27 protein-coding genes and 1 pseudogene are annotated in these 25,825 nt (G+C 69.1%); 15 read left to right on the top strand and 13 right to left on the bottom strand.

What is annotated here, in order from left to right:
• Positions 1 to 24 precede the first annotated feature (24 nt).
• The gene (locus ACGF12_RS23380) at positions 25 to 306 is read left to right on the top strand and encodes a hypothetical protein (protein ID WP_393033272.1); all 282 of its coding nucleotides are present in this window, start codon (positions 25 to 27) and stop codon (positions 304 to 306) included.
• A 256-nt stretch (positions 307 to 562) separates the two neighbouring features.
• On the opposite strand, the gene ACGF12_RS23375 is transcribed toward ACGF12_RS23380, so the two are convergent.
• Positions 563 to 766, bottom strand: a complete 204-nt coding sequence (locus tag ACGF12_RS23375; protein WP_393033269.1) for a hypothetical protein — start codon at positions 764 to 766, stop codon at positions 563 to 565.
• 137 nt (positions 767 to 903) lie between these two features.
• On the opposite strand from ACGF12_RS23375, the gene ACGF12_RS23370 reads away from it, so the two are divergent.
• Positions 904 to 1,662, top strand: a complete 759-nt coding sequence (locus tag ACGF12_RS23370; RefSeq protein WP_393033267.1) for a GntR family transcriptional regulator — start codon at positions 904 to 906, stop codon at positions 1,660 to 1,662.
• A 19-nt stretch (positions 1,663 to 1,681) separates the two neighbouring features.
• On the opposite strand, the gene ACGF12_RS23365 is transcribed toward ACGF12_RS23370, so the two are convergent.
• The gene (locus ACGF12_RS23365; protein ID WP_393033264.1) at positions 1,682 to 1,867 is read right to left on the bottom strand and encodes a hypothetical protein; all 186 of its coding nucleotides are present in this window, start codon (positions 1,865 to 1,867) and stop codon (positions 1,682 to 1,684) included.
• A gap of 142 nt (positions 1,868 to 2,009) precedes the next feature.
• On the bottom strand, positions 2,010 to 3,677 hold the full coding sequence (locus ACGF12_RS23360; RefSeq protein WP_393033261.1) for a fumarate hydratase: 1,668 nt from the start codon (positions 3,675 to 3,677) through the stop codon (positions 2,010 to 2,012).
• 206 nt (positions 3,678 to 3,883) lie between these two features.
• Here ACGF12_RS23360 and ACGF12_RS23355 point away from each other — a divergent pair, with 206 nt between their 5' ends.
• Together ACGF12_RS23355 and ACGF12_RS23350 are read left to right on the top strand one after the other, a co-directional pair.
• Positions 3,884 to 4,591, top strand: coding sequence for a DUF1707 domain-containing protein (locus ACGF12_RS23355; protein WP_393033374.1), 708 nt, complete (start codon positions 3,884 to 3,886; stop codon positions 4,589 to 4,591).
• Positions 4,592 to 4,907: 316 nt separating this feature from the next.
• Positions 4,908 to 5,297: a WhiB family transcriptional regulator gene (locus ACGF12_RS23350; protein WP_393033371.1), complete on the top strand. Its 390-nt coding sequence runs from the start codon at positions 4,908 to 4,910 to the stop codon at positions 5,295 to 5,297.
• 132 nt (positions 5,298 to 5,429) lie between these two features.
• Here the strand turns inward: ACGF12_RS23350 and glpX are convergent, their stop codons facing one another.
• Positions 5,430 to 6,470, bottom strand: a complete 1,041-nt coding sequence (glpX, locus tag ACGF12_RS23345; protein WP_393033258.1) for a class II fructose-bisphosphatase — start codon at positions 6,468 to 6,470, stop codon at positions 5,430 to 5,432.
• 215 nt (positions 6,471 to 6,685) lie between these two features.
• Here glpX and ACGF12_RS23340 point away from each other — a divergent pair, with 215 nt between their 5' ends.
• Positions 6,686 to 7,222: a DUF4245 domain-containing protein gene (locus ACGF12_RS23340; RefSeq protein WP_393033255.1), complete on the top strand. Its 537-nt coding sequence runs from the start codon at positions 6,686 to 6,688 to the stop codon at positions 7,220 to 7,222.
• A 76-nt stretch (positions 7,223 to 7,298) separates the two neighbouring features.
• On the opposite strand, the gene ACGF12_RS23335 is transcribed toward ACGF12_RS23340, so the two are convergent.
• The 4 genes and pseudogenes from ACGF12_RS23335 to ACGF12_RS23320 all read right to left on the bottom strand — a co-directional run bounded on the left by ACGF12_RS23335 (position 7,299) and on the right by ACGF12_RS23320 (position 10,967).
• Complete coding sequence (locus tag ACGF12_RS23335) at positions 7,299 to 7,901, bottom strand: malonic semialdehyde reductase (protein ID WP_393033252.1); 603 nt, start codon at positions 7,899 to 7,901, stop codon at positions 7,299 to 7,301.
• Between the two features lie 109 nt (positions 7,902 to 8,010).
• Positions 8,011 to 8,268 (bottom strand): exodeoxyribonuclease VII small subunit, encoded by a 258-nt coding sequence (locus ACGF12_RS23330; protein ID WP_393033249.1) that lies wholly within the window; start codon positions 8,266 to 8,268, stop codon positions 8,011 to 8,013.
• Positions 8,269 to 8,443: 175 nt separating this feature from the next.
• Positions 8,444 to 9,673 (bottom strand): exodeoxyribonuclease VII large subunit, encoded by a 1,230-nt coding sequence (gene xseA / locus ACGF12_RS23325; RefSeq protein ID WP_393033246.1) that lies wholly within the window; start codon positions 9,671 to 9,673, stop codon positions 8,444 to 8,446.
• Between the two features lie 38 nt (positions 9,674 to 9,711).
• Positions 9,712 to 10,967, bottom strand: a pseudogene (locus ACGF12_RS23320) (amino acid permease).
• 109 nt (positions 10,968 to 11,076) lie between these two features.
• Here ACGF12_RS23320 and ACGF12_RS23315 point away from each other — a divergent pair.
• The gene (locus tag ACGF12_RS23315; protein ID WP_393033243.1) at positions 11,077 to 12,051 is read left to right on the top strand and encodes a 4-hydroxy-3-methylbut-2-enyl diphosphate reductase; all 975 of its coding nucleotides are present in this window, start codon (positions 11,077 to 11,079) and stop codon (positions 12,049 to 12,051) included.
• A gap of 131 nt (positions 12,052 to 12,182) precedes the next feature.
• Entirely contained in the window at positions 12,183 to 12,929 is a 747-nt protein-coding gene (ppgK, locus tag ACGF12_RS23310; protein WP_393033240.1) for a polyphosphate--glucose phosphotransferase, read from the top strand.
• Between the two features lie 37 nt (positions 12,930 to 12,966).
• On the opposite strand, the gene ACGF12_RS23305 is transcribed toward ppgK, so the two are convergent.
• A complete protein-coding gene (locus ACGF12_RS23305; RefSeq protein WP_393033237.1) occupies positions 12,967 to 13,593 on the bottom strand; it encodes a DUF6542 domain-containing protein in 627 nt (208 codons plus the stop codon).
• Positions 13,594 to 13,731: 138 nt separating this feature from the next.
• Between ACGF12_RS23305 and ACGF12_RS23300 the strand changes: the two genes are divergently transcribed.
• Together ACGF12_RS23300 and ychF are read left to right on the top strand one after the other, a co-directional pair.
• A complete protein-coding gene (locus tag ACGF12_RS23300) occupies positions 13,732 to 14,124 on the top strand; it encodes a VOC family protein (protein WP_393033234.1) in 393 nt (130 codons plus the stop codon).
• Between the two features lie 84 nt (positions 14,125 to 14,208).
• The gene (gene ychF, locus ACGF12_RS23295; protein WP_380612195.1) at positions 14,209 to 15,282 is read left to right on the top strand and encodes a redox-regulated ATPase YchF; all 1,074 of its coding nucleotides are present in this window, start codon (positions 14,209 to 14,211) and stop codon (positions 15,280 to 15,282) included.
• 291 nt (positions 15,283 to 15,573) lie between these two features.
• Here ychF and ACGF12_RS23290 read toward each other — a convergent pair whose 3' ends face one another.
• The gene (locus tag ACGF12_RS23290; protein ID WP_393033230.1) at positions 15,574 to 15,768 is read right to left on the bottom strand and encodes a DUF397 domain-containing protein; all 195 of its coding nucleotides are present in this window, start codon (positions 15,766 to 15,768) and stop codon (positions 15,574 to 15,576) included.
• Positions 15,765 to 16,592, bottom strand: coding sequence for a helix-turn-helix domain-containing protein (locus ACGF12_RS23285; RefSeq protein WP_393033227.1), 828 nt, complete (start codon positions 16,590 to 16,592; stop codon positions 15,765 to 15,767). The genes ACGF12_RS23290 and ACGF12_RS23285 overlap by 4 nt, the downstream gene beginning before the upstream one ends.
• Positions 16,593 to 16,694: 102 nt before the next feature.
• Here ACGF12_RS23285 and ACGF12_RS23280 point away from each other — a divergent pair, with 102 nt between their 5' ends.
• The 4 genes from ACGF12_RS23280 to ACGF12_RS23265 all read left to right on the top strand — a co-directional run bounded on the left by ACGF12_RS23280 (position 16,695) and on the right by ACGF12_RS23265 (position 17,821).
• Positions 16,695 to 16,868, top strand: a complete 174-nt coding sequence (locus ACGF12_RS23280) for a hypothetical protein (RefSeq protein ID WP_393033224.1) — start codon at positions 16,695 to 16,697, stop codon at positions 16,866 to 16,868.
• Positions 16,869 to 17,008: 140 nt separating this feature from the next.
• Entirely contained in the window at positions 17,009 to 17,371 is a 363-nt protein-coding gene (locus tag ACGF12_RS23275; RefSeq protein WP_393033221.1) for a hypothetical protein, read from the top strand.
• Positions 17,368 to 17,490: a hypothetical protein gene (locus ACGF12_RS23270; protein ID WP_393033218.1), complete on the top strand. Its 123-nt coding sequence runs from the start codon at positions 17,368 to 17,370 to the stop codon at positions 17,488 to 17,490. Before ACGF12_RS23275 ends, ACGF12_RS23270 begins: the two co-directional genes overlap by 4 nt.
• Positions 17,491 to 17,611: 121 nt before the next feature.
• The gene (locus ACGF12_RS23265; protein WP_393033215.1) at positions 17,612 to 17,821 is read left to right on the top strand and encodes a DUF397 domain-containing protein; all 210 of its coding nucleotides are present in this window, start codon (positions 17,612 to 17,614) and stop codon (positions 17,819 to 17,821) included.
• 974 nt (positions 17,822 to 18,795) lie between these two features.
• On the opposite strand, the gene ACGF12_RS23260 is transcribed toward ACGF12_RS23265, so the two are convergent.
• Both ACGF12_RS23260 and ACGF12_RS23255 read right to left on the bottom strand, forming a co-directional pair.
• Entirely contained in the window at positions 18,796 to 19,962 is a 1,167-nt protein-coding gene (locus ACGF12_RS23260; protein WP_393033212.1) for a phage major capsid protein, read from the bottom strand.
• Between the two features lie 2,804 nt (positions 19,963 to 22,766).
• Positions 22,767 to 23,579: a tyrosine-type recombinase/integrase gene (locus ACGF12_RS23255; protein ID WP_393033209.1), complete on the bottom strand. Its 813-nt coding sequence runs from the start codon at positions 23,577 to 23,579 to the stop codon at positions 22,767 to 22,769.
• Positions 23,580 to 23,772: 193 nt separating this feature from the next.
• On the opposite strand from ACGF12_RS23255, the gene ACGF12_RS23250 reads away from it, so the two are divergent.
• Both ACGF12_RS23250 and ACGF12_RS23245 read left to right on the top strand, forming a co-directional pair.
• A complete protein-coding gene (locus ACGF12_RS23250) occupies positions 23,773 to 24,150 on the top strand; it encodes a hypothetical protein (protein ID WP_393033207.1) in 378 nt (125 codons plus the stop codon).
• A complete protein-coding gene (locus ACGF12_RS23245; RefSeq protein WP_393033204.1) occupies positions 24,147 to 25,724 on the top strand; it encodes a caspase family protein in 1,578 nt (525 codons plus the stop codon). Before ACGF12_RS23250 ends, ACGF12_RS23245 begins: the two co-directional genes overlap by 4 nt.
• Positions 25,725 to 25,825 lie beyond the last annotated feature (101 nt).

The following is a 25,825-nucleotide window of genomic DNA, read 5'->3' as shown; positions in this document are numbered from 1 at the left end:
TGATGACCGAAAGGCGGCCGCCCAATGGCCAACGACCAGAGCGAGACCCCGGTGCCGTCGACGCCCGAGAATGCGGCGCAGACCGGTGCCCCGGCCGCCGCTGTGGAGGCGGGCAAGGCTGTCGAGGGCGCGGTGACCGCGTCCTCGAACCCGACCGAGTACGCCGCGCCTACCGACGCCGACAAGAGCGCGTTCGAGAACGGCTCCTTCGGTGACGAGGGGCAGTACATCGCGGAGCCCGACCAGCCGACCACCGGCGAGCCGGGCCCGCGCCAGCCCGAGAGCATCGTCGGCGGCCACCCGTAAGCAGTTGCCGGCCTTGAGTGCCCCCGCGCCCCCGTCCGGGCGCGGGGGCGCTGTTGGTTATGTGCGCGCCAATTCGTGTGCGGGTGCATCGCGGTGGCCGATTCCCGTCCGCGGTGCACGCATGGTGACCGGAGTCATCCGTAACGTGCCCGGCGGCGGGCCTGCAGCGTTCCGGAATTCCGGATTCACCGGGGGGATTACCGGGCCCTGAATGCCATGGTTTGCGTGGGTTTTGCCGCAATTCCCGGCATCGATCTCAATCAGCTGAATCGCGGGGCTTCGGGACGGGTGAGACGTGGTGCGGTTCGGCGGTCCATTCGCGGCCGCCGCCCTCGGGGCGCAGGTAGTGCTCGCCGCCGATGGTGCCCATGTAGATGCCGATGCGTCCGGTTCTCCGGTCGAGGACGAGTTCGCCCACCTGTGGGCGGTAGGCCCGGGAGTCGTGCTGTCGGGTGCTCACCGTGCTGCTCCTCGCTTTGGTAGGCGACTGGCCAGCATCTCTAGAGAAGCTAATATCTCTAGAGATGTCAACGGTCGTATCTCCTTATCAGCGACCGCGGGCGCGCCTAGGATTTGTCCGAGGGAGAGGGAGCGGCGATGACCGGCAGCAGTGGCGACAGACAGCCCAAGTACCAGCGGATCGCGGACTCCTTGAAGGCGGCCATCGACGACGGCCGCTACCGCGCCGGCGACCGGCTGCCCGGCGAGAACGACCTCATGGACGAGTACGGCGTGGCCCGGATGACCGCCCGCCAGGCGCTCGGCGTGCTGCAGAGCGAGGGCATCGCGGAGGCCCGCCGGGGCGCCGGGGTGTTCGTCCGGGACTTCCGGCCGCTGCGCCGGCGCGGCATCCAGCGGCTGGCGCAGGGGCAGTGGGGCTCCGGCCGGTCGATATGGTCCGCGGACATAGACAACCGCAGCCTGGTGGTCGACCAGGTCTCCGTCGCCGAGCGGGGCGCGCCCGAGCACGTGGCCCGGGTGCTCGGGGTCGACCCGGGCGCGTCGATGTGCGTACGGCACCGCCGCTTCGTCCTGGACGGCAAGCCGGTGCTGCTCTCGACCTCCTACCTGCCCGCCGTCCTGGTCGCCGGTACCGCCATAACCCGCGAGGACACCGGCCCCGGCGGCACCTACGCCCGGCTGGCCGAGATCGGCGCCAAGCCCGTGCACTTCCGCGAGGAGGTCCGCTCCCGCATGCCCAGCGCCGAGGAGTCCACCCGCCTCGAACTCTCCGCCGGCACCCCGGTCATCCTGATCTGCCGCACCGCCTTCGCCGACGAGGGCCAGGTCGTCGAGCTCAACGAGATGATCCTGGACGCCGCCTCCTACGTCCTGGAGTACGACTTCGACGCCTGAGCGCCGCTGAAGCCGCGCATCATTCGGGTTCGGCCCTCATCGATTCGGCTTCCGCCCTCATCGCCTGCTTGCAGGCGGCGTACACCCGGGCCGTCGGCTCGAAGTCGCCGCGAGCGGCACGACGAGAGAGGTTCTCCAGCGCTTCCAGCCGCCTCGCGGGAGTGATCTCGGGGTTGTCGGACTTGTCGCAGGCGACGGCCTCCATGAGCCGCTGGGCGCCGGCAGGGGAGCGCAGGAGGTAGAACCGAGATCGAACCGCCAGTATCAGAGGCCACACCGGCACGAAACCGCCCCGGCCGCAGGGGCGGCCGGGGCGGTGAGGGGGCGCGTGGAGTCACGCCCCCGGGCTACTCCTTGGAGCGGATCCGCAGGCTGGTGATCAGCGGACCTTCCGTCGTCTCGCGGAAGAAGTCGTTGCCCTTGTCGTCGACCACGATGAAGGCCGGGAAGTCCTCGACCTCGATGCGCCAGACGGCCTCCATGCCGAGCTCGGCGTACTCCAGCACCTCGACCTTCTTGATGCAGTCCTGGGCGAGGCGCGCGGCCGGGCCGCCGATCGAGCCGAGGTAGAAGCCGCCGTGCGTGGCGCAGGCGTCGGTGACCTGCTTGCTGCGGTTGCCCTTGGCGAGCATGACCATCGAGCCGCCGGCGGCCTGGAACTGGTCGACGTAGGAGTCCATCCGGCCGGCCGTGGTCGGGCCGAAGGAGCCGGAGGCGTAGCCCTCGGGGGTCTTGGCCGGGCCGGCGTAGTAGACCGGGTGGTCCTGGAGGTACTTGGGCATGCCCTCGCCGGCGTCCAGGCGCTCCTTGATCTTGGCGTGGGCGATGTCGCGGGCGACCACCAGGGTGCCGGTGAGCGAGAGCCGGGTCTTGACCGGGTACTTGGACAGCTCGGCGCGGATCGCGGACATCGGCTGGTTGAGGTCGACGCGCACCACGTCGTCGTCCAGGTGCTCGTCGGTGGTGTCCGGCAGGTACTTGGCCGGGTCGGTCTCCAGCTGCTCCAGGAACACGCCCTCGGCGGTGATCTTGCCGAGCGCCTGGCGGTCGGCGGAGCAGGATACGGCCATCGCGACCGGCAGCGAGGCGCCGTGGCGCGGCAGTCGGACCACGCGCACGTCGTGGCAGAAGTACTTGCCGCCGAACTGGGCGCCGATGCCGATCTTCTGGGTCAGCTCGGTGACCTTGGCCTCAAGCTCCAGGTCCCGGAAGCCGTGGCCGGTCTTGGCGTTGCCCGAGGTCGGCAGGTTGTCCAGGTAGTGCGCCGAGGCGTACTTGGCGGTCTTGAGCGCGAACTCGGCGCTGGTGCCGCCGATCACGATGGCCAGGTGGTACGGCGGGCAGGCGGCGGTGCCGAGCGAGCGGATCTTCTGCTCCAGGAACGAGAGCATGCTCGCCTCGTTCAGGATGGCCTTGGTCTCCTGGTACAGGTACGACTTGTTGGCGGAGCCGCCGCCCTTGGCCATGAACAGGAACTTGTACGCGTCGCCGTCGGTGGCGTACAGCTCGATCTGGGCCGGCAGGTTGTTGCCGGTGTTCTTCTCGTCCCACATGGTCACCGGGGCCATCTGGGAGTAGCGCAGGTTGAGCTTGGTGTACGCGTCGAACACGCCGCGCGCGATGGCGGACTCGTCGCCGCCCTGGGTCAGCACGTTCTGGCCGCGCTTGCCCATGACGATCGCGGTGCCGGTGTCCTGGCACATCGGGAGGATGCCGCCGGCCGAGATGTTGACGTTCTTCAGCAGGTCGAGCGCCACGAAGCGGTCGTTCGGGCTGGCCTCCGGGTCGTCCAGGATGCGGCGCAGCTGGGCGAGGTGCGCGGGGCGCAGGTAGTGCGAGATGTCGTGCATCGCCTCGGCCGTGAGCAGCCGCAGCGCCTCGGGCTCGACCTGGAGGAAGCTGCGACCGCCGGCCTCGATGGTGGAGACACCCTCGGAGGTCAGCTTGCGGTACGGGGTCGGGTCAGCGCCCAGGGGGAGCAGGTCGCTGTACTCGAAGTCTGGCGTGGGAGCCATGGGGGCGGTCCTTAGGTGTCCAGTGATCCGGCTGCGTCGGCGAAGCACCATCCAGGGTAGGACCCGCCGATCACACGCATGCGGACAGGTGGGCCTTGCGTGACGGGGCTCACTCGGGCAGCAGTGCGAGCGACTACGCTTGCGCCGTGGACAACTCGCCGTCGCAGGACGACCCGGGGCAGCCGCCGGTGCCGGCTCCCGTACCGATGACCAAACCCGAACTCAAGCCCGAGACCACGCCCGTGGCCACGCCGCAGCCCTCGCACGCCCCGGTGGCGGAGGCGGAGCTGCGCGTCTCGGACGCCGACCGCGAGCGGGTCGCGGAGCTGCTGCGGGACGCCTACGCCGAGGGGCGCCTGGACGCGGACGAGCACGCCGAGCGGATCGGGGCCGCGTACGCCGCCAAGACCTTCGGCGACCTGGTGCCGCTGACCCGGGACCTGCCCGCCCACCGGCCGCTCTCCTTCGAGAAGCCGCCGCTGGACGCCCCGGCGCCGGCTCCCACCCGGACGCAACTGCCGCCCGCGCGCCAGGAGTCGCCGTCGGTGGTGGCGATCTTCGGCGGCGCCGCCCGCAAGGGCCGCTGGCGGGTCGGTTCGCACCTGACCGCCTTCACCATGTTCGGCGGGGTGGAGATCGACCTGAGCGACGCCGTGTTCGAGTCCCCCGAGGTGGAGATCACCGTGACGGCGATCTTCGGCGGGGTCGAGGTCCGGGTGCCGGAGAACGTCAGCCTGCACGGCTCCGGGGTCGGCATCTTCGGCGGGTTCGACGTCCGCGAGCAGACCGCCGCGGACCCGTACGCTCCGGTCGTGCGGGTCAAGGGCGTTGCCCTGTTCGGCGGTTGCAACGCCAAGCCGCGCCGGGGCAAGAAGCTCAAGGAGTGGGTGCGCAAGCAACTCGGCGCCGACTGACTTGAATTGGCCTGTCGAGTGCCCGGCCGGGGATCAACTCCCGGCCGGGCACTCGGCGTTGCGGCGGGTGCACTCCGTAGTCGATTGCGTGCAGTGTGCATGAATCCCGGCGGGGCGGGGTAGGTCATTCCGCACATCGCTTCTTGTACGGCTGCGCACCGGAGGCGGCCAAGCGGCCGGTCCGGAGGGTTGGACCAGCGGGGGCTCGCAGCCGGGCAGCGGAGCGAGGTTCCCCGTGTCCGAGAGCCTCGTCAGGAGTACGGCCGTGCTGCATCCGATCGAGTCCCGCCCCACCTCGCCAGTCGTCGCCGCCCACATGCTGGAGCGTCGTTCGGCCGTCCGCCCGCAGCCGCAGCCCCCGGGCGGCCCGGCGGGCACCGCTGCGGGCACCGCCGCCGGCGAGGACAGCCCCTGGCACACCGGTGCGGCCTGTCGGCGGGACGAGGTGGGGCTGTTCTTCGCGCCCTCGAAGGAGCCGACGGCGGCCCGGCTGTCGCGCGAGGAGCAGGCCAAGCAGGTGTGCGCCCGCTGCCCGGTGCTGCTGGAGTGCCGCGAGCACGCGCTGGCGCAACCGGAGCCGTACGGGGTCTGGGGCGGGCTGACGGCCGCCGAGCGGCGGGTGGTGCTGGCCCGGCGCCGCCGTCGGGACGCGGAGCTGCGCGAGGCCGCCCGGGTGACCACGGCCCGGAGCCGGATAGCCGGTTGACAGCGGGCCGGAGACGGGAGCCGGGAGGCGGATCCCCCGAAAGGCGGTCGGAAACGCGGCGCGGCCCCGGCGGAGGGGGATTCCGCCGAGGCCGCGCCCGAACGTCCTGTCTTCGAGGCCGTTTCGCGTGGGTCAGTTGGCGCGGTCGAAGTCGATCGCGCTGTAGGCCCGCAGCTTCGCCAGCTTGTGGACGGAGTTGATCTCGCGGATCGTGCCGCTCTTGGAGCGCATCACCAGCGAGCTGGTGGTGGCGGTCTCCGAGCGGTAGTGCACGCCGCGCAGCAGCTCGCCGTCGGTGATGCCGGTGGCGACGAAGAACACGTTCTCGCCGCTGACCAGGTCGTTGGTGGTGAGCACCCGGTCCAGGTCGTGCCCGGCGTCCAGGGCCTTCTGCCGCTCGGCGTCGTCCTTGGGCCACAGCCGGCCCTGGATCACGCCGCCCATGCACTTCATCGCGCAGGCCGCGATGATGCCCTCCGGGGTGCCGCCGACGCCCATCAGCAGGTCGACGCCGGTGCCCTCGCGGGCGGCCATGATGGCGCCGGCCACGTCGCCGTCGGAGATGAACTTGATCCGGGCGCCCGCCTCGCGGATCTCCCGGACCAGGCCGTCGTGGCGCGGGCGGTCGAGCACGACCACGGTGACGTCCTCGACGGCGCTGCCCTTGGCCTTGGCGACCCGGCGGATGTTGACGGCCGCCGGGGCGGTGATGTCGACGAACTCGGCGGCCTCGGGGCCGGCCACCAGCTTGTCCATGTAGAACACGGCGCTGGGGTCGAACATGGTGCCGCGGTCGGCGACGGCCAGCACGGCCACCGCGTTGTTCATGCCCTTGGCGGTCAGCGTGGTGCCGTCCACCGGGTCGACCGCGACGTCGCACTCGGCGCCGGTGCCGTCGCCGATCCGCTCGCCGTTGTAGAGCATCGGGGCTTCGTCCTTCTCGCCCTCGCCGATGACGACCACGCCGTTCATCGAGACGGTCGAGACGAGGGTGCGCATCGCCTTCACGGCGGCACCGTCCGCGCCGTTCTTGTCGCCGCGGCCGACCCATCGGCCGGCGGCCATGGCGGCCGCCTCGGTGACCCGGACGAGTTCGAGCGCGAGGTTCCGGTCGGGAGCCTCGGGCGCGACCTCCAGGGCACGGGGGAGGTGGTGCGGGTACTGCGTGGTCATCGTCGTTACCTCTCTGTACGCGACGGCCAGTGAGCGCCCGACTACTGCCTGGTCGAACGCCGTGGTGAGGGTCCTGCGATCGTATCTGCCCACGAGATGACTGTCTGTGGCGCGGGTCGCCACCCCGTGGCGAAAAGCACCGGTTCGCCCGGCTTCACCCGTACGTGGACACCCCGGGTGGCCCCGCCCGGATGTGGATGAGTCACCATGTGGGGGTGGCTGCAGAGAGCAAGGGTATGAGAGGTCGGCAGACCGTACGGGACATGGTCCTGTCGATGCTGGCGGTCGGTTTCGTCGTCTGGATCGGGTACCTGTTCCTCCCGCACGACGCCAACAGCGACCCGGTGCACGTGGTCGAGTACAGGGCGGCCGCGGCCAGCGCCAAGCGCGCCGCGCCCTATCCGCTGCTCTCCCCGGAGGGGCTGTCCGACAAGTGGCGGGCCACCTCGGTCAGCTACACCCCGGCCGACCTGAACTCCGGCAAGGGCAACGCCTGGCACCTGGGCTTCGTGACGCCCTCCGGCCAGTACGCGGCCGTCGAGCAGGCCGACGTGCCGCGCGACAAGCTGCTGGCCGACAAGGTCGCGGACGGCCAGCCGGACGGCACCTCGGACGCCGCCGGGCACGCCTGGGACCGGGTGCAGGGCGAGAAGGGCCGCGCGCTGGCCGCGCAGACCGGCTCGGCGACCACCTTGATCACCGGCACCGCCTCCTACGAGGAGCTGGCCGAGCTGGCCCAGGCGCTCAAGTAGCGCCAGGGCTCCACGGGCACGCGGAAGGGCCCGCACCGGACGAACCGGTGCGGGCCCTTCGCCGTTCCGTCGCGGATCAGACGGTGGTGACGACCTCGTCGTAGGCCAGGCGCGGGGAGCGCGGGAACCAGGCGTCCTCGGCCGGCTTGCCGATGTTGACCACGGCCAGCACCGAGTGCTCGCCGTCGCCGAAGAACTCCTTGTTGAGGCCCGCGGCGTCGTAGCCGGTCATCGGGCCGGCGGCCAGGCCGGCGGCGCGCACGCCGATGATGAAGTAGGCGGCCTGCAGGGCGCCGTTCAGCGTGGCGGACTGCTCACGGACGGAGCGCTCCGAGAAGAACATGTCCTTGGCCTGCGGGAAGTGCGGGAGCTGGGTCGGCAGCTCCTCGTGGAACTCGTTGTCCGCGGCCAGGATGGCGACCAGCGGCGCGGTGGAGGTCTTGGCCTTGTTGCCGTCCGCCATGTGCTGGACGAGGCGCTCGCGGGCCTCGGCGGAGCGGACCAGGACGACGCGCAGCGGCTGCTGGTTGAAGGCGGTCGGGCCGTACTTGACCAGGTCGTAGATGGCCTGGACCTGCTCCTCGGTGACCGGCTCGTCGGTGAAGGTGTTCGCGGTGCGGGCCTCGCGGAACAGCAGGTCCTGAGCGGCGGCGTCGAGTACCAGGGCGTCGGTGGTCATGCTTCTGCACCTCATGCGGGAGGGGGTTCGTCGGTGTGACCGGCGTGGCCGATCACTTCCTCCAACATAGGTGAAGTTTCAACGATTCCCCAAGGGGCTGTGACCCGCGTCACTCCCCGGTCGGGGTTCCGCCCTCCTCGGCGGCCAGCGCGGCGTCCAGTCGGGCCCGGGCGCCGTCCAGCCAGCGCTGGCAGACCTTCGCCAGCTGCTCGCCGCGCTCCCACAGGGCCAGCGACTCCTCCAGGGAGGTGCCGCCGTTCTCCAGCTGCCGGACCACGTCCAGCAGCGCGTCCCGGGCGTGCTCGTAGCCCAGCGCGTCGTCCGGGGTCGGCGCCGCCGCGTTCTGCTGCTCCTGCTGCTCTGCCATGCGTGCCAGCGTAGGGGTTGGCGCCGACAGGGACGGCTCCGGCGGGGCGGAAACCCGGGTGCGCCCGGTCGACCCGCGGCGCCGGCCTCCGCCGCACGATCCAGGTACGACCCGCCGTCCCGGCCGACGCGCCCGCGCCGTCCCGGCAGCGCTCGTCCTGGCCCCGAGCCTGGTCCTAGTTCCGAGCCTCGGTCTCGGTCTCGGTCACCGTGACGTCGAAGCCGCCGCCCGCCACCCGGGCGTGCAACCCCTCCCCGGCCGCGACCTGCGCCGGGTCCGTCACCACCGTGCCGTCCGCCCGCTGCAGCACCGCGTAGCCGCGCTCCAGGGTGGCCGCCGGGGACAGCGCGACCACCCGGGCCAGGGTGTGCCCGAGGTCGCTCTGCGCGTGGTCCAGCCGGTGCCGCAGGGTGCGCCGGGCCCGCTCCAGCAGGCCGTCCACCTCCTGGCCGCGCCCGTCCAGCATCCGGTGCGGGGCGGCCAGCGACGGGCGGCTGCGCAGCCCGTCCAGCCCGTGCTGCTCGCGCTCGACCCGGGCCAGCACGTGCCGACGGGCCCGGTCGCGCAGCTGGCGGACCTTGGCCAGCTCCTCGCCGACGTCCGGGACCACCCGTTTGGCGGCATCGGTCGGAGTGGAGGCGCGCAGGTCCGCGACGAAGTCCAGCAGCGGCTGGTCCGGCTCGTGCCCGATCGCGCTGACCACCGGTGTACGGGCGGCCGCCACCAGCCGCACCAGCCCCTCGTCCGAGAACGGCAGCAGGTCCTCCACGCTGCCGCCGCCCCGGGCCACGATGATCACGTCCACCTCGGGGTGCTCGTCCAGCTCCCGGACGGCCGCGCTCACCCGCTCCACCGCGCTGACCCCCTGCACCGGGACGTTGCGCACCTCGAAGCGCACGGCCGGCCAGCGCCGCCGGGCGTTCTCCAGCACGTCCCGCTCGGCCGCCGAGTCGCGCCCGGTGACCAGTCCGACGCACTGCGGCAGGAACGGCAGCGGGCGCTTGCGCTCGGGTGCGAACAGGCCCTCCCCGGCCAGCTGCCGCTTCAGTTGCTCTAGTCGGGCCAGCAGCTCGCCCAGGCCCACCGGCCGGATCTCCGAGGCCCGCATCGACAGCTGCCCGCGCGCCGCGTACCACTCCGGCTTGGCGTGCACGACGACCCGCGCGCCCTCCTGCACCACGTCCGCGACCTGGTCGAAGACCGAGCGGAAGCAGGTCACCGTGAGCGAGACGTCGGCCTGCGGGTCGCGCAGGGTCAGGAACACCACGCCCGCCCCGGGCCGACGGCTGAGCTGGGTGATCTGCCCCTCGACCCACACCGCGCCGAGCCGGTCGATCCAGCCGCCGATCAGCGCGGAGACCTTGCCGACCGGGAGCGGGGCTTCGGGGGAGCTGGTGTTGGCCATGCGTACGAGGCTAGCGGCGCGCGCCGACAGCTCGGGCGCTAACGGTGCCCGCCGGCGCCCGAAGCGGTACTGCCCTGCACCCCGAGCACCACCAGCCCGGCCGCCAGCCAGGCCAGCCCGACGAGCTGCGCCGTCGTCGAGGCCTCGCGGACCACCGCCGCGATCACCGCGATCCCCAGCGCCGGGACGACCAGGTGCCGCAGCCGGTCCCGCGAGCCGTGCCGGACGGTGTACCAGCCGACCACCGAGGCGTGCAGCAGCGCGAAGGCGGTCAGCGCGCCCACGTTCACCACCGAGGTCAGCTGGTCCAGCCCGTCGTCCCGGTTGGCCGCCCAGACCGCCGCCGCCATGGCGATGGCCGCGGCCGCCAGCAGTGCCCGGCGCGGCACCGCGCTGCCCGGGTCGACCGAGCCGAGCACCCGCGGCAGCCGCCCGTCCCGGCCCATCGCGAAGACCAGCCGCCCGGCCGCGGCCTGGCCGGCCAGCGCCGCGAAGGCCGCGCCGATCGCCTTGCCGGCCGCCACCAGCACGTGCAGCCAGTGCCCGATGCCGCTCTCCACGGTGTCGTAGAAGGCCGAGCCCCGCGCGGCCGGGTCGGCAGCCAGCTGCTGCGGGGTCATCGGCTCCAGCATCGCCATCCACCCGGCGATGAACCGTTCCTGTGGACTGATCGGGAGTGACTTCCGATCAGCCGCACGCCCCGAACGGTCTTGGGCGCACTGGTCCCCGGCGTACTCAACCCCGCTGGGCGACACGCATCCCGTGCGTGGTCCGTCCCGGGAGGCCGGTTCCCTCACGATCTGGCCACATGGGTTCGGTCAGAGGCGACGGGGAGGTCCCAGACCATCTCACTGGTGGCAAGGGAGCCCCGCACGCTGGCACCCGAACCCGGCGTCCCAGATCGCCCAACAGACGCTACGCGACGACACCGCCACCATGCGGGCCGCCAACCAGATGTCACTCAAACGAGCTAACGCAAACCCCTGCGCACTTCAGCACGAGCAGCCCAGAACCCCGGTCCTTCGCCCAGCCCGGCCCGGGCGTAGGCGAACACCGAGCCGGTCTGCGGCACGGCGCGCACCATCTGGGCGTACGAGAAAGCGGTGAGGCCCATCGCCACCGTGGCCACCAGGTAGACCGAGGCGACGGCGCCGTGGCTCCTGGCGTCCAGCACGCCGAACACGCCGACCGGGGCCATCGGGGCGATGAACAGCAGTCCGTAGACCATCAGATCGCGGACGCCCAGACTGCGGCGCAGGCCGCTCGGTGTCGCCTGCTCGCTCACAGCGCTCATAGACCCCACATTTGAGCATTTCTGATCGGATCTGACCGGAAACCGCCCGCCGTCGGCGCGGCTGCCCGCCGGGGACAGTGCGACTCGCGGTCGCCCGTACGATGGAGCCATGTCCAACACCGCGCAGCGCCGTGTCCTGCTCGCCGCCCCCCGGGGCTACTGCGCGGGTGTCGACCGCGCCGTGATCGCCGTGGAGAAGGCCCTGGAGCAGTACGGGGCGCCCATCTACGTCCGCAAGCAGATCGTCCACAACAAGTACGTGGTGCAGACCCTGGAGAAGAAGGGCGCGATCTTCGTCGACGAGACGGAGGAGGTGCCCGAGGGCTCGATCGTCGTCTTCTCGGCGCACGGCGTCGCCCCGTCCGTCCACGACGAGGCGCGGGCCGGCAAGCTGGCCACCATCGACGCCACCTGCCCCCTGGTCACCAAGGTGCACAAGGAGGCCGTCCGCTTCGCCGACGAGGGCTTCGACATCCTGCTGGTGGGTCACGAGGGCCACGAGGAGGTCATCGGCACCATGGGCGAGGCCCCGGACCGGATCCACCTGGTGGACGGTGCCGAGGACGTCGCCAACGTCCAGGTGCGGGACGAGTCCAAGATCGTCTGGCTGTCCCAGACCACCCTGTCGGTGGACGAGACCATGGCCACCGTCGGCGAGCTGAAGAAGCGCTTCCCGGCGCTGGTCAGCCCGCCCAGCGACGACATCTGCTACGCGACCCAGAACCGCCAGGTCGCGGTCAAGCAGCTGGCCCCCGAGACCGACCTGCTGATCGTGGTCGGCTCCAAGAACTCCTCCAACTCGGTCCGCCTGGTCGAGGTCGGCCTGGAGTACGGCGCCAAGGCCGCCCACCTGGTGGACTTCGCCGAGGAGATCCAGGAGTCCTGGCTGGAGGGCGTCACCACGGTCGGCCTGACCAGCGGCGCCTCGGTGCCGGAGATCCTGGTGGACGGCGTGCTGGAGTTCCTGGCCGCGCGCGGTTACGACACGGTCGAGACGGTCAAGACCGCCGAGGAGCACCTGACCTTCTCGCTGCCCAAGGAACTGCGCCGCGACCTGCGCGCCGAGGCGGCGGGCAAGCTGTAGACCGTTGTGGAGAACCCGGCGCCCCGGTGGGGTGCCGGGTTTTTCGCTGTGCGTCGCCGCCGGGGCTCTCGTAGCTTTGTGCACAGGCTGTGGACAAGCCGGTCCGCGGCCGAACGGCGGAGGGCGGAGCGATGACGGCGGTATTCGGCGTGGACATCGGCGGTTCGGGCATCAAGGGAGCCCCGGTCGACCTCGCCCGGGGAGTGCTCGCCCAGGAGCGCCACAAGGTGCTCACCCCGCATCCGTCCGAGCCCGAGGCTGTGGTCGCCGCCGTGTGCGAGGTGGTCCGGCACTTCGACCACCAGGGGCCGGTCGGGCTGACCTTCCCCGGCGTGGTGGTCGGCGGCCGTACCAGGACCGCCGCCAACGTGGACAAGGGCTGGGTCGGCCTGGACGCCGCGGGCCTGTTCCGCGAGGCACTGGACCTGCCGGCGACCGTCCTCAACGACGCGGACGCGGCCGGCCTGGCGGAGTTCACCCACGGTGCCGGGCGTGGCGAGTCGGGCGTGGTGCTGGTGCTCACCTTCGGCACCGGCATAGGCAGCGCGCTCTTCGTGGACGGCACGCTGGTGCCCAACACCGAGCTGGGCCACCTGGAGCTGCGCGGCAAGGACGCCGAGCGTCGGGCCTCCTCGGCCGCCAAGGAGCGGCACGGGCTGGACTGGGAGCAGTGGGCCGGGCGGGTCAACGAGTACCTGGACCTGGTGGAGATGCTGTTCTCGCCGCAGCTGATCGTGATCGGCGGCGGGGTGAGCCGCAAGCACGAGAAGTTCCTGCCGCTGCTGAAGGACCGCGAGGCGAGGGTGGTGCCGGCGGAACTGCGCAACGACGCGGGCATCGTCGGGGCCGCCATGGCGGCGGCCCGGGCGGCGGGCTGAGGGCCTGCCGGTGCCGGGCTCCGACGGGGGGTGGAGCTCAGCGGGAGCGGTGGATCCGGCGCTGGGCGACGAAACGGGCGAGCACGATCAGCGTGGCCAGGCCGGTGCCGGAGAACAGCCAGCCGGCCCGCAGCGCCAGCCCGGTCGCCAGCGCCACCACCTGGGCGGTCACGCCCGAGGAGCTGACCGGCGCGAGCACCAGCAGCGCCAGGGCGAAGGCGATCGGCCCGCTGATCGGCGCGGCCAGCAGGTCGGCGTACCGGACCCGGACGGCCAGCTGGAAGCAGACCACCAGGTAGCCGAGGCCGAACAGCCAGCCGAGGCCGTCGAAGAGCAGCCGGTCCACGCCCGCCACCGCGAGCGTCGCCAGCACGGCGACCACGCCGGTGCCGATGGCGGTCAGTCGGGTCGGCCGGCCGGTGCGGCGGCGCCCGTACACCCGCAGTCGGCGCCCGGGGGACGGGCGCGCCGCGGTGGGCCGGCCGGCCACCGGACGCAGCCGGGCAGGGGGAGTCTCGGGGGCGGCAGGGGCTCGGGTGCTCTCGGGCGCCCGGCCGGGACCGGGGACGGCGGCCGCGGCCGCGCCGTTCGGCGGACGGCGTCTGGGCCCTGGCGGCTGGGTACGGGTGCTCTGCTCCACCCGCCCAACGTACGGTCCGATCATCGCCACACTGTGTAATGGACCGTTCAGGTCTTGTCCCGTGTCTCCGGATGGAGTAGTCCTGTGATCGTCGTTCAGTGACCCGACCGGCTCGGACGGGTCGACGAACCAAGATCATCGGATCACCGTACGGGGGGCCTCGTGGCCACGGACTTCACCTTCGAACGCCTCGACCACTTCCAGCTCGACATCCCGGCCGGCGCCGAGGACGCCTGCCGGACCTTCTGGTCCGGCGTGCTCGGCATGACGGAGCTGGAGAAGCCGCCGGTGCTGGCGGCCCGCGGCGGCTGCTGGTTCCGTGGCGGCGGGGTCGAGGTGCACCTCGGCGTGGCCCCGGACTTCCGGCCGTCCGTGAAGGGACACCCGGGCATCCTGGTGCGCTCGCTGGACGCCCTGGCCGAGCGGCTCACCGCGCACGGCCACGAGGTGGTCTGGGACGACAACCTGCCCGGCCACCGGCGCTTCTACGCGGCCGACCAGCTGGGCAACCGGCTGGAGTTCCTGGAGCCACGACCGGCGGCGACCGAGGCGTAGGGCAGCGCAGACGCTGCCCGTAGACTTGGGGGTCGGCCCGTACGGTGCCGACCCAACTCCTCCAAGCCCACGGGACTGCGCTTCATGTCGCTCACGATCGGAATCGTCGGCCTGCCGAACGTCGGCAAGTCGACCCTGTTCAACGCCCTGACCAAGAACGACGTGCTGGCGGCCAACTACCCGTTCGCCACCATCGAGCCGAACGTCGGCGTCGTCGGCGTCCCCGACCAGCGGCTGGCCAAGCTCGCCGAGATCTTCGGCTCCCAGCGCATCCTCCCGGCCACCGTCGACTTCGTGGACATCGCGGGCATCGTGCGCGGCGCCAGCGAGGGCGAGGGCCTGGGCAACAAGTTCCTCGCCAACATCCGCGAGTCGGACGCGATCTGCCAGGTCGTGCGCGCCTTCACCGACCCGGACGTGGTGCACGTGGACGGCAAGGTGTCACCCAAGGACGACATCGAGACCATCCACACCGAGCTGATCCTGGCCGACCTCCAGACCATCGAGAAGGTCCTGCCGCGCCTGCAGAAGGAGGCGCGCCTCAAGAAGGACACCGCCCCCGTGCTGGCCGCCGCCGAGGCCGCGCAGGCGATCCTGGAGACCGGCAAGACCCTCTTCGAGGCCGGCTTCGACACCGCCCCGATCCGCGACCTGCACCTGCTGACCGCCAAGCCCTTCCTCTACGTCTTCAACGTGGACGAGGCCGAGCTGGCCGACGAGGACTTCAAGAACGCCCAGCGCGAGTTGGTCGCCCCCGCCGAGGCGATCTTCCTCAACGCCAAGATCGAGTCCGAGCTGATCGAGCTGGACGACGCCGAGGCCCTCGAACTCCTCCAGTCCATGGGCCAGGACGAGCCCGGCCTCGCCACCCTCGCGCGCGTCGGCTTCAACACCCTCGGCCTGCAGACCTACCTGACGGCCGGCCCCAAGGAAACCCGCGCCTGGACCATCAAGAAGGGCGCCACCGCCCCCGAGGCCGCCGGAGTCATCCACACCGACTTCCAGAAGGGCTTCATCAAGGCCGAGGTGATCTCCTTCGACGACCTGGTCGAGACCGGTTCCATCGCCGAGGCCCGCGCCAAGGGCAAGGCCCGCATCGAGGGCAAGGAATACGTCATGCACGACGGCGACGTCGTGGAGTTCCGCTTCAACGTGTGACAAGTAGCTTCATTGTCAGTAGTTGGCGTTGAACTCCTTGCCGCCTCGGACGGCGGCAAGCTAGCACGATGCTGACGGACTGGACAAGACAAGGAGCCCCTGGGCCTGATGCCTGGGGGCTCCTTCTCGTGCAGCAACTTCCTTGTTTCATAGTCACGTTGGGCCATTTGAAGGCCCACGACGAAGCCATCAAAGGCTTGTCCGGCCCCGCGCCCAAGCAACCTGCCCGCCCGGCCGTAGCCGGGCGCAACAGAGTCGGCCTGGCCGACATACGCGTCATAGACCGGTGGGTCACACGTCGCCGAACTCCCCGGCCTTCACGCCCGCCACGAAGGCCGCGAAGCCGTCGGGGGAGAAGGCTAGAGCGGGGCCCTGGGGGTCCTTCGAGTCACGGACGGGGACAACGCCGGGGATGTTGGCGGCCACTTCTACGCAGGCGCCGCCGTTGTTGCTGTAGCTGGACTTGAACCATGTGGGTTCGGTCACTGGATTTCCTCTCGCACCTTGCTGATCAGCGCCACAGATGCGGCCTGCGATAGCGCCTCTACCTGTAGATGATGGTAGGCCGTGAGCAGGGGCCGCACCGCTTCGGGATCACGCTCATACGAGCCTTGCTGGGCAGACTCCGAGTAGGCAGTAACCGAGTGATCCGGGAGCCCCAGAAGGTAGACCGGCAGATCGAGACTGCGGATCGCGCCCATGGAGTACGGCGCCACTTGAACCGTTACGTGGGGGAGTGCCGCGACGGACATTAGATGCTCAAGCTGGGCACCCATCGTGGCAGGGGTGCCAATGGGGCGCCGGACGCAGCTCTCATCCAAGATCGCAAACAGCCGGGGCGGCGGGGTGCGGGTGAACAGCCGCTGACGGCTCGCCAGGATCCTCAAACGTTCGTCGGCCTGCGTCTGGGCAATCGCGCCCCGATTCAGCGCGGCGGCAGCAAGTTCCGCCGCGTACTCCGGCGTCTGGAGCAAGCCAGGGATGATGCCGACTTCAAAGCACCTGATCTCAACGGCCTTGGCCTCTTCCACGACATACTGACCGAAGCCTTGCAGCAGCGAGCTTGCCCGCACGTCTAGGAACAGGTTTGCGAACTTGGTTCCCGTGCCGAACGTACGATCAACTTGTCGCGCAAAGCGCAAAGTTGGCGGCTTCCGGCCGGTTTCCACGGATGAGATATGCCCCGGCGAGTACCCGGTGCGCGCGGCTACCTGGTCCTGCGTCAGTCCCAACTCTTCGCGCTGGCTTCGGAGTTGGGCGCCGAAGGAAGCTTGCGGTGAGCTATCCGGCGTGAGCGGCTTGATGTTCAAGTGGCCCCCTTTCTTTCCGATTCGCAAGGTTGAAGGCTCTTTGAGCGTAGAGGACAGTGTGTCTCCCTGGTAGCGAAACCGTTACGGAGAGGAGCGGCAGCCATGCCCACGCCCAGACCGGATCCGAAGCGGCCCCCCAGCAAGCGGGCGAGCGCGGCCCTCATCGCCGCCTGTCGCGCCGACTACCGGCAGAGCCAGGACGAAGCCGCCCGGAAGCCGTCGGAGCCGTTCAAGTACGCGCCGCTGGATTGGGAGGCGCCCCGTGACGCAGCCTGACTGCGCCGTCTGCGAGGCGTTCCGCCGGATCATGCGGGCGGAGCTGACGAAGAGGTACCCCGAACTGCGCCGCCCCGCCGTGGCACGGGAGATTCAGGCGCTTCGTGTGCAGCACCGGCAGGCGTGTAAGGCGGTGGCCCGTGTCTCTGCCTGACAAGCCGTCCTCGCCGACGCGCGACGAAGTCCGGTTCCACCGCAGGCAGTCCGAAGATGCGGCGGACGCCCTTGAGGCGGCACTGAGGGCCGCCAGGATGCCCGTCCCGCCCAGCCTGAGTGCGGCTTACGGGGTCATCGACGCGGGACACGGTCCCCGGCTATTTCTGGGCACCCTGAGCCTGTTCGAGGCACAACGGTGGATCGAGGAACTCCACCTGCACGCACGGGCGTGCGGATACGTGATGGACGACGAGTCGCGCAGCTTGACGGCCCAGGTGCTGGCCAGGTTCCGGGCCCCCGCGATCTCCGGGGACGGCGTGCACGTCGTGCGCAAGGAGCTCGAATGAGTACGCCGGAGCACCTGCCCGCCCACAGCGGGGCCGAGAAGGCTCCGGAGGCTGCCGACGACACCCCGATTGGGAAACCGGCCCCCGCAGCGCCGGAGAACTCGCAGACGGCCGCCTAGCGGCCCCACGGACCCCCGCCCCGGCCACGTGGCATGGCAACGATCCTGGCGGGGCGGGTCCCGCAAGTGCACGACGGCGCGCGGAAGTTCCTCGCGCTGGCTCAAACGAAGGGAACGGCAAATGACCAAGCGTCCCGACTTCGAGTTCGTCGCCATGGCGGCCTGCCAGAACACCGTCCGCAAGGCGTGCCCCGAGGTGGCCCTCAACGTGCCCGGCATCGTCGCCTTGCGCGACAGCGAGCGGCCCGGTGAGGTGGTCACCATGACCCGCGAGGCGTGGGCGGAGTTCACTAGCGCCATCAAGGGTGGGGAGTTCGACCTGAGCGCGTAGGAGAGCCGTGGACTGTCCGCTGTGTGATCAGCCCATCGCGTTCGACCCGGAGGTTGGCGAAGGCTTCTGCTTCCGGTGCAACGAGTGGGTGACCCGCTATCCGGACCAGCCGGAGCCATACCGGTACACGGCGAAGGGCCGACCCTACCGGCCACGGAAGCACCGGCCGGACACCGGGCCCAGCGATCACGGCGGACAGTCCACACCCGTGTGACTCAAGATCGCCCCCGTCCGTGCATTGCCTCAGTGGTGCACGGGCGAGGGCTTCGCTGTCCCCGAATTCCTGACGGGTAGACAGATCAACAACGGCGGGCTTAACGTTCGATCCACAACAAAACAAGAGACCCCGGCGGGTGCTGGTAACACCCCCGGGGCATGGCCGGAGCTTTCGAGGAGCTACGACATGACCCACTTTAGCGCCTGGGCGTTTGCCTGGGCTATCTGCCTCATCCTGGCCGGGGCACTGGCCTGGGCCATCACATGTGCGCCCGAGCGCCCCCGTGGGCGCCACCGCGCCGAAAGCCTCCCTCCAATTGCCGTGGAGATTCGGGCACTTCAGCCCGGATCGTGGAAGGGGTGGCCCACTCCGCCTCACGTGGTTGAGCGAAACCGCCCGCTGGCTGGCGAGGATCACGAGCTTGTTCGCGGCCATGTCCGCCACCTGGTCCAGGAGCAACAGCCGGAGCGACAGCCGGAAGACTGCCGGACCGCTCTACCCCGCCCGGCCACCGTCCGGGTAGTGCCCCTGTGGGTGGCCCGTTGGGAGGAGCAGCAGCAGGCGGAGCGCCGTCGGGCGCTTGAAGCCGCGTCGGCTGGACTGCCGGATACCGGCTACACCTACCCGGGCGCTCATTTGCTCGCCGGGTAGGTCACCCATCCATCCGAGAGGCCCTGCGAGGGCCTGAAACGACGAGAAGGCCCCCGCGTGAGCGGGGGCCTTTTTGTGCCCGCCAGAGGGGCGCGCAGAGCTTCTATCAGGTGCCGTTGACGGCCTTGGTGAGGATTCGGACGGCGCGCGTGTCGGCCACGCCGACACCGGCCCATCGGGACGTAACACGGGCTCCAAGCCGGTCCGTATCGAAGAAGAACTCGAACGAGTATTGCAGCTCAATCTGTCGGCGAAGACCGGTGTATACCTGGTTTCCATCCATGATTATTATGGTGCCCGCCGGAAGATGCGGAGCAGGGATTAGATCAGCGCCCCAAACCTGCTGAGGGCCATCCGTGCCGGCAAACGGAGACGAGAAATAGAGACCGGCAGTATTAGCCTTAAGCTTGCGAATAACGTTATAGGTGGCTGGGTCGGTGTGAATCTCGGTGACCTTACCGCCGTAAGCCTCAATCTGTGCCATCTCGTCAGCCAGGTTATCCAGCGTGACAGCCGCCGTTAGCGCGGTACTGGTCAGGCCAGGGACCTTGAGAATGCCCATGGGCTGATTAGTGCCTGTGCCGTTGTAGAACAGGCTGTCCACGGTGGCGGCAACATTGCGCATCATGGCCTCGGATACGGCCTTGCGCACGTCTACGGCTGCGTCCTCAAGCACCTCGGACGTGATGGCCGCAAGCTGAGCCACCTTGTAGGAGGCGAACCCTGCGTCTCCAAAGCTGAGATCAGAAACAGGAATCTGTGCGCCCTCGGGCACCACAGACGAGGAGCCATCACCCGAAATAACCGGCACGTGCATGAAGCCTTCATTCATGGGCAGCAAGTTAATCTTGCCCTTAAGGAATGTGGCCTTCTGTCGCATCGAAACCACAAAGTCCTGAAAGACACCGGGCGGGACAGCAGCACCGGCGGACGCCGGAAGCGTCGAAATGCTGCGGTACTCGGCTTCGCTGGGCAGCATGAAGCCCTTTCCGGTGGCCCAACCGCGCTCCTCGGCCTCATACGGGCCCGTGTTGCCATCCTTGAAGAGTGCCGCGAGCGGGTTGCCCAATCGGCGGTTCTCCGCCTCCATCTCGGCCTTAGCCGTATAGTCCTTAACCTCCTCACCCTTCTCGTCAATGACGGCCTTAAGGGCCTCAAGCTTGGCGCGCTTCTCCGAAGCGCTCAGGGACGTATCCGCGTCAACGCTCTTGTACTCCTTGAAGAGCCGCTGTCGCGCCTCAAGCGACCTCTTAGCCAGATCAATAAAACTCAATGCTTAACCTCGTTTCGAAATAGGGGATGCCAAGTCGCCGGCATGGGGATAAAGGAATAGCCGTTTAGGCTTAGCTCGCTGCGTGAGTCTTAAAGCTCTTGGCATCATCGGCGGCATGAACGAGAACGGCCCAAATACCCGCCCAAGCATGCTCAAGAGATCCTGGGGCCGAGTCGCAGACCTCGTTGAACTTCATAAGGGCCTGATAGTGAATCTCCTTGATCTGGGCTACAGGCAGGCCCACAAGGGCGTACGTAAGGTCATCCATGATGGCTATCCGTTCTGTGAGTAGGTACGAGAAAGGGCAGGCCGCTTGCCGGGCGACCTGCCCTGAATGTGGAGTGAGTGTCTTTCATCGAGCCAGCGAAGGGAACCGGTCTCACTCATTAGGTTTCCGGCGACACGACTTCAGCACTCGTGCCACGGGCGATCCGAACCGATCACCCGCAGGTGCCTGCGAGTCGTACGGCCCTCATATGGGCCAGCCTTAAGGCCCGAGAAGCGCAATCGCTCCGGAAGGCTTTCCGGCCGGTAGGCGGGCGGCTCTGCCTCCACCTGAAAGCCGCTCTCAAGCGTCTCAATAAGCCCGGCCACAGAGGCCACAGAAGCCCGCGTAGGGCGCCGAGGAAGAGGCCCGTAGGGAATTCGATGCTGAGAGCACGCAGCACGTTCCTGCGGGCTGCGAGAGCGCTGCACACGCCTTTGGCCGGTCCGGCCTGCCCGGCGGCAAGCCTCTCCGCAGTAGGCCGACGGGCGACCACGGGTCAGCAGGTGGCACCACTGTGCCCCGCATACTCGGCACTCGAAAACCTCACCCATAATTCCCTTAGCCAAATGCTCTCCAATCATTGACAGGCGCCCCGGAGGCGCTAGACTGCGCTGGATAAGTTAATCCCCCGGCGGCAGCCGCATAACGATGCAAAGCCAGCCTGCATAACCGACGAATGAATATGCGGAGCATGCATCGCGAGATGAATAAAAATCCGGAAGGGCCCCCGAGGCCCATTTTTCTTTTTTCCGCACGCATCACGCGGGGGGAAGGAACGGGGGGGTTCCTAAGGAACGGTTGGACTTTTCGACCCCCTATTACCCCAAAATGGACATCAGGGACGCATATTTATGCGCCAGGATATGCCGCATGAGTATGCGGATTTATGCATTGACGATCGGCGTCGGGTCGATCGGATTGGTGTCGCGTGATGTCGCCAACAGGGCGACACTCTGAGTGCCGAGGCTGGGTCGCCGGAACGGCCAAGCCGAGCGCGCCCGCAGGCGCTGCTGTAAGCCAGCATGGCGGCGCTGGCCTGCTTTTCCCCTCTCGCCCGCCACTACGGGCGGTTCTACGGGCCTCGTAGGCCCGGTTTCATGGCGGGCACCGGTATGCCCGCAGCGAGTCAGTAGGCCGGTTGCGGGACCGGCATATATTCTTGGGGATAAGAAATCCTTTCTAGTTTCGCTGGCCTAGTTGGCCAGCGATAATTAACCATATGCGCGCAGGGAAGCGCGTTAATGATTTACGTGGCTGGCCTCTGATCGGCCAGCGCATTATGTGCCCCGGCCTTGAGAGCCGGGGTCGCCATTAAGTAACCCGTCGGGCGCATCAGCGCGCCCCTAATGAGGGCAGGCCCGGAAGCCTGCCCTATCTTGTCCTGACCCCGCTTCCTTTGCCCAGCGGGACCTATAAAGATAGAGAGGGCCGTGCCGTACGGCCCAGTGATAGAGCCACGGAGGTTCACGAGGAAGTGAAGTAACTTCACGGCGCGGTGAAATTTCCCTCCTCGCTCAGCTCATGGGAGCGCTTCACATTGATTCGGTGAATACGGCACGAGCTTGTACCTAGCCCGGCCTTCTGGGCCAAGTGATGCGATAGGACAAGGCACCTCGCCTTTGACTCTGGCGTTATTAGCCCAAGTTCCTTACATGTCGTTATGGCGTTGCTCACGGCCGAAGGTTTGACCGGCTCAACTGCTCCCGTCTCCTCATTTACCTTCGCTCCGAGACGTGCCCTTAGTTCCCCGGGTCCAAATTCGGCGTGGCCAATACGGTTAGCATCAGCAAGCGCGAGAAGCCAGACGCGGAGCCAAAACGGAGCAGAGATGTTCTCGTTGGCCATACGGTGCAGCTCGACCTGTGAAAGGGCAAGCCACGAGGTACCGGCAGGGAAGTGAAGCCCTCGGGTCAAGTATCTAGTCTCTCCTGTTTTCGGGAACAAAAAAGGTCCCGACACTACTCCGAAGAGTATGGGGACCTTAAGTGGATCATCGCCCATGGATGGCCAGCACGGGCATTCTGCGCCCCTGAAAGGGGAGCGGTGCAACACACTACACGCAGGCTCTCTGCGCCCGTGTGCGGGCATTCCACGGCCCGTCAGGAGGGCCGCGTACGGTCATCGGCCGGTGGTGTCACGGCCGGTCGGCTGCAACGAGAAGGACCGTACACATGACGTGTAGGAGGGTCAACAGATTTCCGGCGACAGCTCGCGATGTCCGGTTCACCCGGAATGCCTAAACTCTCAGTGCTTACGCCTAATGGATGCGTTACCGCCCCCATTTACATGAGTCATTATGGATATAGGGCCACATGAACATAAAAAGAGGCCCCGGAAAACCGGGGCCTCTTCTACGTTGTGGAGCCGCGCTATTACGGCCCGTCCGGGGCCGTCCCGTCCTCGCAACAGGCGAAAACCTGTCCCACGCCCGGCAGGACCGCAACCGGGCGCATCACGGGCGGCATGACCGCCCCACAGTGCACGCAGTCAAAGCCGTCTCGCTGGCCGTCCGTCAGCGTCTCGGGGGCCAGGAACATCACGACTGGTCCCCCGTCCCCGCCGTGCCGCCGAAACGGCCCATGACTGCCTCTATGTCCTGCGTCGTGGTCTGCACGTAGAAGCGGAGGCTGATCGATACGTCGTGGTGGCGCATCTGCCGTCGGAGGACTTCCGGATGTGCCCCGGCCTGAACGAGGTTGGTTCCAAAAGCGTGACGGAGTTGGTGGGGGTTCAGGCTCAGTCCGGCCTTCTTGCCCGCCCGGCGAATGCCGACGTAGACCGTGTTGTGAGACCGGTTGAAGTCGTGCGCTCGGTACTCCTCAGCGAACCAGTCCGGCACGATGACAGGCCCGGCCGTCTTCGGGACGGCCAAAGTTCCGTCAGGGAGCCGCTGACGGTCCACCGTGATCACGTTGCCCTTGCTGGGCTGAGTCGTGCAGCTCTCGCCCAGGCGTAGGCCCGCGTAGAGCATCGCCAGGGCCCACATGCGGTACGTGTTGCCCTCGAAAGCGTTGTGTATCTCCTCCACCGAGGGAAGGTCGTACTGCTTTTGTTGTGGACGAGGGCACGGCACCTTCAGCCCGAGGCAGGCCCGAAGGTTGATCGCGTGCTTCCGGCGCGTGCCAGGCGACAACACGCCGTTGAGGCGACTCATCAGGAAGGGCAACGTGACCTTCTCAAAGGGCACGTCTTCCAGCTCAAGGTTCCTAAGAGTCCCCAGGTACTCCCTGTGGGTCGTCTCCTTGATGGCCCTCTGGGCCAGTCGCTCCGTAGCGACTTCCAAGCACGTCTTGGCGTGCTCCGGCTGCGCCTCAGCGTGGCCGGTCGTGTCGTTGTTCCGCAGTTCCACTGCAACCCCAGACCGTCAGTCATGCACGACGGCGACGTCGTGGAGTTCCGCTTCAACGTCTGACCCGGCGACAGCTGACACCCCCGGAGGGGCCGACTCCCGTGAACGGAGTTCGGCCCCTCCGGCCTTGTGGGGGTGGTGGTTCCTCTAGGGTGGGGTCGGCCAACTGGGGGTCGTGGGAGAGGGGTTGGGTGTGGAGGTCGAGCTCGGGTTCGAGGTGGCGGAGGATGCCTCGGAGGGGGCGGAGGTCGAGGCGGCGCGGTCGTTGACCCGGTGGCTGCTGGCCGAGCCGGAGCTGCGGGGCATCGAGGTGCGGCCCGGAGCGGCGGATCCGGCGGCCGGGCGGATGGGGGAGGTGCTGGAGATCCTCAACGTGGTCCTGGCGAACGGGATCGCGCTGGGGAGCCTGGTGACCGCCGTCGCCACCTGGCGGGACTCGCGGCGCGGCGGGATGCGGGTGCGGATCGAGCGCGGCGGCACGTCGGTGGTGATCGAGGACGGGTCGGCGGACGAGGTGCGCCGGATCGTGGCGCAGCTGGAGCCGCCGACCGGAGCCGCCGAGCAGTCGTGACCGTGCTGGCGGACCCGGGCCGGTCGGCGGCCGTGCTCGTCGGGGTGCACGACTACGTCCACCTGGACGGACTGCCGGCCGTCGAGCAGAACCTGGAGGGGCTGCGCCGGGTGCTCACCGACCCCGACGTCTGGGGGCTGCCCGCCGAGGCCTGCGCGGTGATCGCCCAGCCCGCGAGCGTGCGGGAAGTGCTGGACACCGTACGGGAGAAGGCGCGCCAGGCCACCGACACCCTGCTGGTCTACTACGCCGGGCACGGCGTGACCGACGACTACTCGGAGGAGCTGTACCTCGCGCTGCCGGACACCGACCGCGAGCGTGAGTACACCGCGCTGCGGTTCGAGTCGCTGCGCCGTGCGCTGCTCGACTCGCAGTCCCGGGCGCAGCGCACGGTGGTGGTGCTGGACTGCTGCTACAGCGGCCGGGCGCTGGTCGGCTCGATGGGCGCGGGCAAGTCCCTCGCCGACCGGACGGCGGTGAACGGGACGGTGGTGCTCACCGCCTCGGCCGCCACCCGGCCCGCCCTCTCACCGCCCGGGGAGCCGTACACCGCCTTCACCGGGGAGCTCATCGACCTGCTGGAGCGGGGCATCCCGGGCGGTCCCGAACTGCTGGACATGGACACCCTCTACCGGCGGCTGTACGCACGGCTCGCCGCGAAGTCCCGCCCACTGCCGCAGCAGCGCAACCGCAACACCGGCGGGCTGATCGCGATAGCCCGCAATCGGGCGGCGGGGACGGATGCGGAGGAGGACACCGCGGTCCGGGGCGCCGCAGTTCGGGACGCCGCCGAGGCCCGGGCCGCCGCCGAGGAGCTGCTCGCGAGGCGGGAGCGGGAGGTCGAGCGGCTGCGGGCCGCCGCCGAGGAGGGCGCGCGGGAGCTGCTGCACCGGGCCACCCGCCTGGCGGTGGCGCTGGCGGCCGAACCGGACCCGGACTTCCGCCTGTTCTGGCTCGCCGTCCCGGCCGTGCGCGAGGTCTTCGGTACGGACGGTTCGCTGGAGCCGGTGGGGGAGTTGGTGCCGGGCACCTGGTACCTGGCGCTGGCGGCCCGCGGGGAGGCCCTGCTGGTCCAACACGCGGACGGGGCGCGGGGGATCCTGCTCGACTGCGTCGGGATCCAGAACGGTTCGGAGGACGACGAGTTCGAGCTGTACTGGTTCGCGGTGCCGGCCGTGCGCGAGGTCTTCGACGCGGACGGTTCGCTGGAGCCGGTGGGGGAGCTGGTGCCGGGCGCCTGGTACCTGGCGCTGGCAGCCGCCGAGAACACCCTGCTGGTCCAACTCCCGGACGGTGCCAGGGGGTTGCTGCTGGACGTCAGCGGGATCCAGAAGGGCGTCGCGGATCGGCCGTACCTGCCTCCGGAGGGCCGGGACGACTTCGCGCCGTTCTGGTTCGCGGTGCCGGCGGTGCGCCGGCTCTTCGATGCGGACGGTTCGCCGGTGTCGGCGGGAGAGCTGGTGCCGGGTGAGTGGTACCTGGCGGTGGGGCAGCAGGCGGACGTCCTGACGGTCCAACTCCCGGACGGCGCCCGATGGCTGCTGTTCGACTCCACCGGCATCCAGCGCGGCTGAGCCCGGCTAGCCCCAACGCCGTGTAGATAGAGCCTTGGGCGGTTGCGTCAAGTCGCCTGAAATGGGACGGAGCTCCTGCTAGAACCGTGTCGGCCAAGATC

Origin of the sequence: Kitasatospora sp. NPDC048296, assembly GCF_043201815.1 — a bacterium.
GTDB lineage: Bacteria > Actinomycetota > Actinomycetes > Streptomycetales > Streptomycetaceae > Kitasatospora.
Note: the sequence above shows the minus strand (reverse complement) of the source record. Positions and strands in the feature narration are given on the sequence as shown.

Bases quoted from the DNA above. Each gene is read 5' to 3' on its own strand.
- ACGF12_RS23380 (WP_393033272.1), top strand. From the start codon at position 25: ATGGCCAACGACCAGAGCGAGACCCCGGTGCCGTCGACGCCCGAGAAT.
- ACGF12_RS23370 (WP_393033267.1), top strand. From the start codon at position 904: ATGACCGGCAGCAGTGGCGACAGACAGCCCAAGTACCAGCGGATCGCG.
- ACGF12_RS23365 (WP_393033264.1), bottom strand. From the start codon at position 1,867: ATGGAGGCCGTCGCCTGCGACAAGTCCGACAACCCCGAGATCACTCCC.
- ACGF12_RS23360 (WP_393033261.1), bottom strand. From the start codon at position 3,677: ATGGCTCCCACGCCAGACTTCGAGTACAGCGACCTGCTCCCCCTGGGC.
- ACGF12_RS23355 (WP_393033374.1), top strand. From the start codon at position 3,884: ATGACCAAACCCGAACTCAAGCCCGAGACCACGCCCGTGGCCACGCCG.
- ACGF12_RS23350 (WP_393033371.1), top strand. From the start codon at position 4,908: ATGCTGGAGCGTCGTTCGGCCGTCCGCCCGCAGCCGCAGCCCCCGGGC.
- glpX (WP_393033258.1), bottom strand. From the start codon at position 6,470: ATGACCACGCAGTACCCGCACCACCTCCCCCGTGCCCTGGAGGTCGCG.
- ACGF12_RS23335 (WP_393033252.1), bottom strand. From the start codon at position 7,901: ATGACCACCGACGCCCTGGTACTCGACGCCGCCGCTCAGGACCTGCTG.
- ACGF12_RS23330 (WP_393033249.1), bottom strand. From the start codon at position 8,268: ATGGCAGAGCAGCAGGAGCAGCAGAACGCGGCGGCGCCGACCCCGGAC.
- xseA (WP_393033246.1), bottom strand. From the start codon at position 9,673: ATGGCCAACACCAGCTCCCCCGAAGCCCCGCTCCCGGTCGGCAAGGTC.
- ACGF12_RS23315 (WP_393033243.1), top strand. From the start codon at position 11,077: ATGTCCAACACCGCGCAGCGCCGTGTCCTGCTCGCCGCCCCCCGGGGC.
- ppgK (WP_393033240.1), top strand. From the start codon at position 12,183: ATGACGGCGGTATTCGGCGTGGACATCGGCGGTTCGGGCATCAAGGGA.
- ACGF12_RS23305 (WP_393033237.1), bottom strand. From the start codon at position 13,593: ATGATCGGACCGTACGTTGGGCGGGTGGAGCAGAGCACCCGTACCCAG.
- ychF (WP_380612195.1), top strand. From the start codon at position 14,209: ATGTCGCTCACGATCGGAATCGTCGGCCTGCCGAACGTCGGCAAGTCG.
- ACGF12_RS23280 (WP_393033224.1), top strand. From the start codon at position 16,695: ATGCCCACGCCCAGACCGGATCCGAAGCGGCCCCCCAGCAAGCGGGCG.
- ACGF12_RS23270 (WP_393033218.1), top strand. From the start codon at position 17,368: ATGAGTACGCCGGAGCACCTGCCCGCCCACAGCGGGGCCGAGAAGGCT.
- ACGF12_RS23265 (WP_393033215.1), top strand. From the start codon at position 17,612: ATGACCAAGCGTCCCGACTTCGAGTTCGTCGCCATGGCGGCCTGCCAG.